This is a genomic window from Flavobacterium sp. Arc2, assembly GCF_041431385.1.
GTDB lineage: Bacteria > Bacteroidota > Bacteroidia > Flavobacteriales > Flavobacteriaceae > Flavobacterium.
On the sequence record NZ_JASMRH010000013.1, the window covers coordinates 116,964 to 126,798 of the forward strand.

General features: G+C 34.1%; 10 protein-coding genes. 4 read left to right on the forward strand and 6 right to left on the reverse strand.

Annotated elements, in window-relative coordinates; translation table 11 throughout:
• Window position 1 precedes the first annotated feature (1 nt).
• The 6 genes from QO182_RS10895 to QO182_RS10920 form a co-directional block, all read right to left on the reverse strand.
• The gene (locus tag QO182_RS10895) at window positions 2-775 is read right to left on the reverse strand and encodes a Bax inhibitor-1/YccA family protein (RefSeq protein WP_371561625.1); all 774 of its coding nucleotides are present in this window, start codon (window positions 773-775) and stop codon (window positions 2-4) included.
• A 108-nt stretch (window positions 776-883) separates the two neighbouring features.
• The gene (pyk, locus tag QO182_RS10900; RefSeq protein WP_371537546.1) at window positions 884-2,314 is read right to left on the reverse strand and encodes a pyruvate kinase; all 1,431 of its coding nucleotides are present in this window, start codon (window positions 2,312-2,314) and stop codon (window positions 884-886) included.
• 5 nt (window positions 2,315-2,319) lie between these two features.
• A complete protein-coding gene (locus tag QO182_RS10905) occupies window positions 2,320-2,808 on the reverse strand; it encodes an IPExxxVDY family protein (RefSeq protein WP_371537543.1) in 489 nt (162 codons plus the stop codon).
• A gap of 114 nt (window positions 2,809-2,922) precedes the next feature.
• Entirely contained in the window at window positions 2,923-3,669 is a 747-nt protein-coding gene (rnc, locus tag QO182_RS10910) for a ribonuclease III (RefSeq protein ID WP_371537540.1), read from the reverse strand.
• A gap of 5 nt (window positions 3,670-3,674) precedes the next feature.
• Window positions 3,675-4,928, reverse strand: a complete 1,254-nt coding sequence (gene fabF / locus QO182_RS10915) for a beta-ketoacyl-ACP synthase II (protein ID WP_371537538.1) — start codon at window positions 4,926-4,928, stop codon at window positions 3,675-3,677.
• A gap of 182 nt (window positions 4,929-5,110) precedes the next feature.
• Window positions 5,111-5,347 carry an acyl carrier protein gene (locus tag QO182_RS10920; protein ID WP_007137004.1) on the reverse strand — a complete coding sequence of 79 codons (237 nt, stop codon included), beginning with the start codon at window positions 5,345-5,347 and terminating at the stop codon, window positions 5,111-5,113.
• 176 nt (window positions 5,348-5,523) lie between these two features.
• Between QO182_RS10920 and QO182_RS10925 the strand changes: the two genes are divergently transcribed.
• The 4 genes from QO182_RS10925 (at window position 5,524) to QO182_RS10940 (ending at window position 9,617) form a co-directional block, all read left to right on the forward strand.
• Entirely contained in the window at window positions 5,524-6,084 is a 561-nt protein-coding gene (locus QO182_RS10925; protein ID WP_371561627.1) for a phosphoribosylglycinamide formyltransferase, read from the forward strand.
• 48 nt (window positions 6,085-6,132) lie between these two features.
• The gene (gene rnhA, locus QO182_RS10930; protein ID WP_371561629.1) at window positions 6,133-6,618 is read left to right on the forward strand and encodes a ribonuclease HI; all 486 of its coding nucleotides are present in this window, start codon (window positions 6,133-6,135) and stop codon (window positions 6,616-6,618) included.
• 75 nt (window positions 6,619-6,693) lie between these two features.
• Window positions 6,694-7,617 carry a PfkB family carbohydrate kinase gene (locus QO182_RS10935; protein WP_371537521.1) on the forward strand — a complete coding sequence of 308 codons (924 nt, stop codon included), beginning with the start codon at window positions 6,694-6,696 and terminating at the stop codon, window positions 7,615-7,617.
• Between the two features lie 101 nt (window positions 7,618-7,718).
• Complete coding sequence (locus tag QO182_RS10940; RefSeq protein WP_371537518.1) at window positions 7,719-9,617, forward strand: amidophosphoribosyltransferase; 1,899 nt, start codon at window positions 7,719-7,721, stop codon at window positions 9,615-9,617.
• Window positions 9,618-9,835 lie beyond the last annotated feature (218 nt).

The window sequence follows — 9,835 nt, forward strand, 5'->3', positions numbered from 1 at the left end:
ATTAGTTTTTGCTAGAAAGTTTAGAAAGCAATCTTAAAAACTCAATGTATAGCCATACAAGAGTAATCATCAAGCCCATCGCGCCAAACCACTCCATGTATTTAGGCATTTTTTCTTGTACTCCTTTTTCTATTCTGTCGAAGTCTAAAAACAAGTTTAACGCAGCGATAATAATTACAAAGACACTAATACCAATACTCATCATCGAATTACCGTGGTGAACAGGAGTGAAATTTGTAAACATAGAAACAACCCATGAGATAAGGTAATATGTTGCTATGGCAAGAGTAGCTGCAACAACCACGGATTTAAACTGCTCTGTTACTTTTACAATTTTGAATACATATAGTGCTAAGCATACTGCAAATGTTACAAATGTTGCGCCAACTGCCTGTATTACAATTCCTGGATATTTAGCTTCAAAAATAGCAGAGATTCCTCCGATGAACAAACCTTCAAATAAGGCATATCCAGGAGCTAAATATGGAGAGTATTGTGGTTTGAAAGCAGCGATAACCACAAGAGCTAATCCTGCTATAGCACCGCCAATTGCAGGTATTATCGGGTTTGTGCCGTTAAAAGCCATCCACCAAATTACCATGGCAGATGCAGTAAGTAATAAGAACAAAAGTAAGGTCTTGTTCATTGTGCCAGACAAAGTCATCTCTTGGTCGTAATCAATAACAGTAGCATGGTGTACTTGTTCTTTTCCTGATGCAGATGTAGCAGAAAAAGATTTATTAGTTAAAAAAGGATTTTTCGATTTGAAATTCATGATAAATAAAATTTATTTTTTCAAAGATAAATTAAAATAAAATTAAGCACAAAAAAACCGTCTTGTTTAATTTCTAACAAGACGGTTTTTGATTTGGTAGGATTTTAACTACTCTATTTCTGAAACTCTCATGGTGTTTACCATTCCTTTTTCTTTAATAGGCATTGCAGCTAAGTTGATAAGGAAATCTCCTTTAGTTACATATCCTTTTTCCTTTGCGATATCATTAACATCGGTTACCGTATCATCAGTACTTACAATCTTATCGTAGTAATATGATTTTACTCCCCATAACAAACTTAGTTGGGTAACGATTCGTTTGTTTGATGTAAATACTAAAATATGTGCTGATGGTCTCCAAGCAGATATTTGAAATGCTGTATAGCCACTATTTGTCAAAGTACAAATTGCTTTTGCTTTAATAGCATCGGCCATAATTGCAGCATGACGACAAATTGTTTTTGTGATAAAACGTTTTGTTTTTATTTGTGGTGTATTTTGAGGTACTTGGATTAACGGAGAATCCTCAACAGCTTTAATAATCTGTGTCATTTTTTCGATTACTTGTACTGGGTAATTCCCTGTAGCAGTTTCGCCTGAAAGCATTACAGCATCTGCGCCATCCATTACAGAATTGGCAACGTCATTTACTTCGGCTCTCGTAGGAGTTAAGCTAGTGATCATTGTCTCCATCATTTGAGTAGCCACAATAACTGGAATTCTTGCCATTTTGGCTTTACGAATTAATTCTTTTTGAACTAATGGTACTTCATGTGCAGGAAGTTCAACTCCAAGGTCACCACGAGCTACCATTAAGGCATCGCAATAAGCAACAATTTTGTCTATATTTTCTAATGCTTCTGGCATTTCAATTTTGGCAACAATTGGAATTTTATAATCAGAATGTTCAGCAATAAGATTTTGTAAGTCTTTTAAATCTTGAGGTGTTTTTACAAAAGAAAGTGCAATCCAGTCTACTTTTTGTTCAATAGCAAAAATAGCATCAGCGATATCTTTTTCTGTCATCGCAGGAAGAGATATTTTTGTGTTAGGAAGATTAACTCCTTTTTTAGATTTCAATTCTCCACCTTGAATTACTCTGGCAACTACTTCTGTATTTTTGTCTGTTTCAACAATTTCAAAAATTAGTTTCCCGTCATCTAATAAAATTCTTTCTCCAGGATTAACATCATTTGGAAAGTTTTTATATTTCATGAACACTTTTTGAGCTGTTCCAAGAATGTCTTCTGCAGTTGTAAAAGTAATTAAATCACCGTCATGTACTACAACTCCTTCATTCATAACTCCTACGCGAAGTTTTGGTCCTTGTAAGTCACCAAGTATTGCTGTAGTGTACCCATACTCATCATTAAGATCTCTAATGATTTTCATTTTTTCTTTTACATCAGCATAATCAGCATGAGAAAAATTAACTCTAAACACATTTACACCTGCGTCAATCATATCTTTAATAATCTCTCTTGTACTACATGCAGGTCCTAGTGTGGCTACAATTTTGGTTTTTTTGTTTGGAATCATTTGTATTAAAAAATTAAATTGTTTTTTGATTTTATTTGATTAGTATCTACAGTATATACTGCTGATATGTAATCAATGGTATTTAATATTATTTTTATTTTAGACACGTCGACAGTGTCTTCTCCGTTTTCAATTTTTAAAAAATAATCTGCTTTTTTAAATTCTGGAAGTAAGTACACTTTTGTGGAAATTTCCAGTGTTGTATTTGAAAATAAATTTTGGCCAGTGTCCTTTTTTTCTTGGAGTACTTCGTTTTTATTTTGAATCAAATTCCAAGAAATTCCATTCTCTAAATCATAATGGTAAAAGCGAGCAAAATTAGTTTCTCCCTCTTTTATATTTATTTGTACTTCCTCTTTACTTTTTGCTAGTTTTATAGCTAGTTTTTGATTGATGAAATAGGCTAACCGATAATCTTCCAATGAAGTATGTATAGCAATTAAATAATAATCTATTTCGTCAAATTCGCCAAGATCGAGTTTATGAATTGCCATATTCATTAAAAATAATGTTGTAAATATACTATTTCTATTGAAGTTAAAGAGTAGAAAATGTAATGATTTCGTTAATTTATGAACGAAAACGATGTAGTTTTGATGAATATGATATTATTTCTTGTCCATTTTTTCTTGTAATGCAAAATAAGTGCGTTGGGATGCTTTTTCTTCTGCTTTCTTTTTTGAGGTCGCTCTTGCCTTTGCAATTACTTTACCGTCAATACTTAATTTCACGCCAAAGAAACGTGTTCCATCTATTCCGTTGTCTTCATAGATGTCGTAATGAAATATTTTTTTCTCTTTTTGACACCATTCGATAACCAGACTTTTGTAGCTAATTACTTTTCCTTCTAATCTGGAAATGTCTACGTAAGGTATGATTACTCTTTTCTGAATAAATTTTTCACAGTAAGTATAGCCTCGATCGAGGTAGATGGCTCCTATTAAAGATTCAAAGATATTACCATGGATATTTTCGCCAAAATGGTGTACTGGAACTTTGCTTTCTATAAACTGAATTAGATTTAAATCTTTTCCTAATTCATTCAAGTGTTCTCTACTGACAATTTTAGAACGCATTTTTGTAAGGTAACCTTCGTCTCCTTGCGGCGCTTCGTTAAATAGGTGCGCTGCTATTACAGAACTTAACATAGCGTCTCCCAAGAATTCTAATCGTTCGTAATTAATGGGGTGTCCTTGAGGATTCATCTTGCTAGTGGAACGGTGGGTAAATGCTTTCTTGTAGTGATCTATGTTTAAAGGGGCAAACCCTAAAATAGTTTGGATAGAATCAAAAAAAATCCCGTCTTCTATATTTAGAGAACGGGATTTTGTAAATATTTTTTTTAATATACTCATTTAAATTAGAAGTCTAATTTTTTAACTAATACACAAGCATTATGTCCACCAAAGCCAAACGTATTGCTCATCACAACATTCATTTCTCTTTTTTGTGCGACATTAAAAGTGAAGTTTAGTTTAGGGTCAATATTTTCGTCATCTGTAAAATGATTTATTGTTGGTGGGACTATTCCGTATTTCATGGAAAGAATTGAGGATATAGTTTCAACAGCTCCTGCAGCACCTAAAAGATGTCCTGTCATAGATTTTGTTGAATTTAAATTCATTGTGTAGGCGTGCTCGCCAAAAACGTGTGCGATCGCTTTAGATTCTGCTAAATCTCCTAGTGGAGTTGAAGTACCGTGCATATTGACACCGTCAACATCTGTTGGTTTTAATCCAGCATCTCTTAAGCAGTTTAACATTACGTTTTTCGCTCCTAAACCATCAGGGTGCGGTGCTGTAATATGATAAGCATCGGCAGACATACCACCACCACCAATTTCGCAGTAGATTGTTGCTCCACGTGCGATTGCGTGTTCGTACTCTTCAAGAATTAATGCTCCTGCGCCTTCTCCTAAAACAAAGCCATCTCTGTCTTTGTCCATTGGTCTAGAAGCCGTTTGTGGATCATCATTTCTAGTAGATAATGCATGCATGGCATTAAATCCACCCATACCTGCTATTGTTACTGCAGCTTCAGAACCTCCGGTTACCATAACATCTGCATGTCCTAATCTAATATAGTTGAATGCATCGATAATTGCATTTGTAGAAGAAGCACAAGCAGAAACGGTAGCGAAGTTAGGACCTCTAAAGCCGTATTTTATTGAAATATGACCACAAGCAATATCGGAAATCATCTTTGGAATAAAGAAAGGATTGAATTTTGGCGTACCGTCACCGGCAGCAAAGTTCAGCATTTCGATTTGAAAAGTTTCCAATCCACCTATACCTGATCCCCAAATTACTCCTGCTCTATCTTTATCTAATTTCTCAAAATCGAATCCAGCATCAGCAACTGCTTCTTCTGAAGCAACCATAGCATATTGTGCATAACGGTCCATTTTTCTAGCTTCCTTACGGTCTAAAAAATCTTCAGCATTAAAGTTTTTTAATTCGCATGCAAAATGAGTTCTAAATTTAGTAGAATCAAAATAAGTTATAGGGGCAGCTCCACTAACGCCATTAATAAGAGCATTCCAATATTCTTGAACATTATTTCCAATAGGAGTAAGAGCACCTAAACCCGTCACAACAACTCGCTTTAATACCATAACTTGTATATTTTGTTATCTTTAAACAAATAAAACCCATGCTTTCTTCACTGTATTACTATTACAAAAGAGCCATGGGTATTACAATAAATATCTTTTTTGATTGAAAATCAATCTTGATTTTAATTTTTTTAAAAAATAATAACACCCGCGTACGTTGAAGTAAGCGGGTGTTTAAATTATTATTTTTTAGCTTCTTCGATATAAGAAATAGCTTGACCAACAGTAGCAATGTTTTCTGCTTGATCATCTGGAATTTGAATGTCAAATTCTTTTTCGAATTCCATAATAAGTTCAACAGTGTCTAATGAATCAGCACCTAAATCATTAGTGAAGCTTGCTTCTGTTACAACTTCGTTTTCGTCAACACCTAATTTGTCTACGATAATCGCTTTTACTCTTGATGCAATGTCTGACATAATCTTTAATTTTAGAATTTAATTTGTTGGCAAAAATAAAAAACTTTATTTTAAAACAACGAATAAGTTGATAAATGTGTCAACTAAATTATAAAATAAATTTTAATAAAGAGGTAGTAATGCTATTTACTTTCAATTTTTATGCCTTTTTTTGCGTAATTAAAATGTGGTGGATTATGAAAAAAATAGTGGTTTTTGCTTCCGGATCGGGTACTAATGCTGAAAATATTATAAAGTATTTCGCTTTAAGTGAAATTGGATCGGTCGTTGCAGTTTTTACAAACAATGCAACTGCCAAGGTAATTGAACGAGCAAAAAATAATAGAATACCAACAGAGGTTTTTTCGAAAGAAGAACTATTTGAAGGCAAAGTACTACAAAAAATAAATGAAATTGAGCCGGATTTGATTGTTCTCGCTGGTTTTTTATTGAAATTTCCCCAAGATATTATCGCTTCTTATCCCAATAAGATTATAAATATACACCCAGCATTACTTCCGAAATACGGAGGAAAAGGAATGTATGGAATGAATGTTCATAGAGCAATTGTTGAGAATAAAGAAAAAGAAACGGGCATAACCATTCATTATGTAAATGAAAACTATGATGAAGGAGGGGTTGTTTTTCAAAAAGAGGTAGCCTTAACGGGAAGCGAAACGCCAGAAGGTGTAGCTGAGAAGATCCATGAATTAGAACAGGAATTCTTCCCTCAGGTGATCGCTGGATTATTGGAATAAACAATAGAACATTCATTTCTAATATTGCACAAATCTATTTTAACTATAATGAATTACGAAGTACATATATATACAGATGGTGCTGCCAAAGGAAATCCTGGTAAAGGAGGCTATGGAGTAGTTATGGAGAGTGTGAGAATGGGTAAAACCTATAAGAGAGAATTTTATGAGGGATTTAGGTTAACAACTAACAATAGGATGGAGTTGTTAGCTGTAATTGTTGGTTTGGAGAAATTAAAGAACCCAGACACAAAAGTTCTTGTGGTTTCTGATTCTAAGTATGTGGTTGATTCAGTGGTTAAAAAATGGGTTTTTTGCTGGGAGAAGAAGAAATTCGTTGATCGAAAAAATTCTGATTTATGGAAACGGCTTTTAATTATTTATCGAAAACACCAAGTTGATTTTAAATGGATAAAAGGGCATAACAATCATCCGCAGAATGAACGATGTGATGAACTTGCTGTTATGGCTACACAAAGTAATCCCTTGTCAATAGATGCTTTTTATGAGAAGGAGGAAGGAAAAGTTTTATGAAAATTTTGCGAGTTTGAACCTTTGCAATATTGTAACTTATGAACTACCTTTGCACCTTAATTCCAAACTCATAAAATGAACAAATTATTGATTGTCGGAACGGTCGCTTTCGACGCAATTGAAACTCCTTTTGGTAAAACAGATAAGATTTTAGGTGGTGCCGGTACCTATATAGGTCTTTCCGCTTCTTTTTTTAATTTGCAATCCGCTATAGTTTCTGTAGTTGGGGATGATTTTCCACAAGAATATTTGGATTTGCTTCTTGAAAGAAATATTGACATTTCTGGTCTTGAAGTAGTTAAAGGAGGAAAAACTTTCTTTTGGAGTGGTCGTTACCATAACGATTTAAATTCTAGAGATACTTTAGATACACAATTAAATGTTTTAGCTGATTTTCAGCCTAAAGTTCCAGAGAATTATAAAAATGCTGATGTGGTAATGCTAGGAAACTTGCACCCATTAGTACAAAGTAGTGTTTTGGACCAAATGGAAACCAAACCCAAATTAGTAGTTTTAGATACTATGAATTTTTGGATGGACTGTGCATTGCCAGAATTGCTTGACGTAATGAAACGCGTGGATGTAATTACAATTAATGATGAGGAAGCAAGACAACTTTCAGGAGAATACTCTTTAGTTAAAGCTGCAGCCAAAATTCAGACTATGGGGCCTAAATATGTTGTAATTAAAAAAGGAGAACATGGTGCATTATTGTTTCATGATCTTCAGGTTTTCTTTGCGCCAGCTTTACCACTAGAAGAAGTTTTTGATCCAACAGGAGCTGGAGATACTTTTGCAGGTGGATTTGCAGGATTTATTACGCAGAGCGAAAACGTGTCATTCGAAAATATGAAAAATGCCATTATTTATGGCTCGAATTTAGCTTCTTTTTGTGTTGAGAAATTTGGAACAGAAAGAATGATTAACTTGGAAAAGAAGGAAGTAGTGTCAAGATTGAAACAATTCAAATCTTTAACACAATTTGATATAGAATTATAATGTCTTAAAGCCTCGGAAACGGGGCTTTTTTGATTAATAGTTTTTTATACTATTTGTAAGAATTTATATTAGGAAATAACAACACAACAAACTACGATACAATGAGCGATGCTTTACAACATGAATGTGGGATAGCCTTAGTTAGACTACTTAAACCGCTTGAATTTTATAAAGAGAAATACGGGACTGCTTTCTACGGAATACAAAAAATGTATCTCTTGATGGAAAAGCAACACAACCGTGGACAAGATGGTGCTGGTTTTGCCAGTGTTAAACTTGATGTTGAGCCAGGGGAAAGATATATTAGCCGAGTGCGATCGAACCATTCTCAGCCAATCCAAGACGTTTTTGCTCAAATAAACGACAGAATAAACGATGAAATGGCTACGCATCCTGAATATGCAGATAATGTAGCACTTCAAAAAGCAAATATTCCGTACATAGGCGAATTGTTTTTAGGACACGTTCGTTACGGAACGTTCGGAAAAAATAGTATCGAGAGTGTTCATCCTTTCTTACGTCAGAACAATTGGATGCACAGAAACCTGATATTAGCCGGAAATTTCAATATGACTAATGTAAAGGAGCTTTTTCAAAGTCTAGTTGAATTAGGTCAGCATCCAAAAGAGATGGCAGATACGGTTACCGTAATGGAAAAAATAGGTCATTTTCTTGATGATGAAGTTACCGACTTGTATCAAGAGTGTAAAAATAATGGTTTGTCTAAAAGAGAGGCGTCTCCAGTTATTGCGGAAAAACTGGATGTAGCTAAAATTTTAACAAGAGCTTCAAAAAATTTAGATGGAGGTTACGCTATGGCAGGGCTTCTTGGTCATGGCGATGCTTTTGTATTTAGAGATCCAGCAGGAATTCGTCCCGCTTATTTTTATCAGGATGATGAAATAGTTGTTGTCGCTTCAGAAAGACCGGTTATTCAAACAGTATTTAATGTGCCTTTTGAAAAAGTGCAGGAAATTGAGCCAGGTAATGCTTTGATTATTAAAAAGAATGGAAATGTTTCTATGCAGGAAATTTTAACACCAACAGTGAAGAAAGCCTGTTCTTTTGAAAGAATCTATTTCTCTAGAGGAAGTGATGCTGAAATATATCAAGAAAGAAAAAACCTAGGTAGATTAATTTTGCCTGCAGTTTTAAATGCGATAGATCAAGATACTGATAACACTGTTTTTTCTTATATTCCAAATACGGCTGAAACGTCTTTTTATGGTTTAGTAGAAGCAGCTCAGGATTTTTTAAATCAAAGAAAGAAAAATTATATTCTAGAAAACAGAGATAATTTAACTAAGGATTCTTTAGAAGAATTACTGTCAGTAAAGATTCGTACTGAGAAAGTAGCGATTAAGGATGCTAAACTTAGAACATTTATTACTGAAGACAGTAGTCGTGATGATTTAGTGGCGCATGTTTATGACGTGACGTATGGCGTTATTAAACCAACCGATAATTTAGTAATTATCGACGATAGTATCGTAAGAGGGACCACATTAAAAATGAGCATCATCAAAATGATGGATCGTTTGAATCCAAAAAGGATTGTTGTCGTTTCATCTGCGCCACAAATAAGATACCCTGATTGTTATGGTATTGATATGGCTAAACTGGAAGGTTTAGTAGCATTTAAAGCCGCTTTAGAATTGCTTAAAGAAAGAAACTTATATCATATTGTTGATGAAGTCTATTTAAAATGCAAAGCGCAGGAAAATTATAAAGACCAAGATGTCGTAAATTATGTTACGGCTATTTATGAACCTTTCCAGCCACAAGAGGTTTCAGATAAGATTGCTGAAATGTTAAGTTCTCCGGAGATTAAGGCTGAAGTAAAAATTATATTTCAAACAGTTGAAGATTTGCATATCGCTTGTCCGAAAAATTTAGGAGATTGGTATTTTACAGGAGATTATCCTACACCAGGCGGTAATAGAGTTGTGAGTAGAGCTTTCATGAATTTCTATGAAGGAAAAGATGCTAGAGCATATTAATTACGCGAAGTGCATTTAAACGTTTATATAGGTTGTTTATCTGAAATTTTTGGCAACATCTTTGATTTGTTTTAATTTTGGGTCACCATAAAATTAGTAGGTTAAGTTTATGGTAGATTTGGGGCAAAAAAGGTGGAAGCAATGCACTGCCCCCAAAAAGTTAGACACTATTTGGGGGTATTTTTATGGAAAGAAAAGTCAAGTATGATTACGCATTT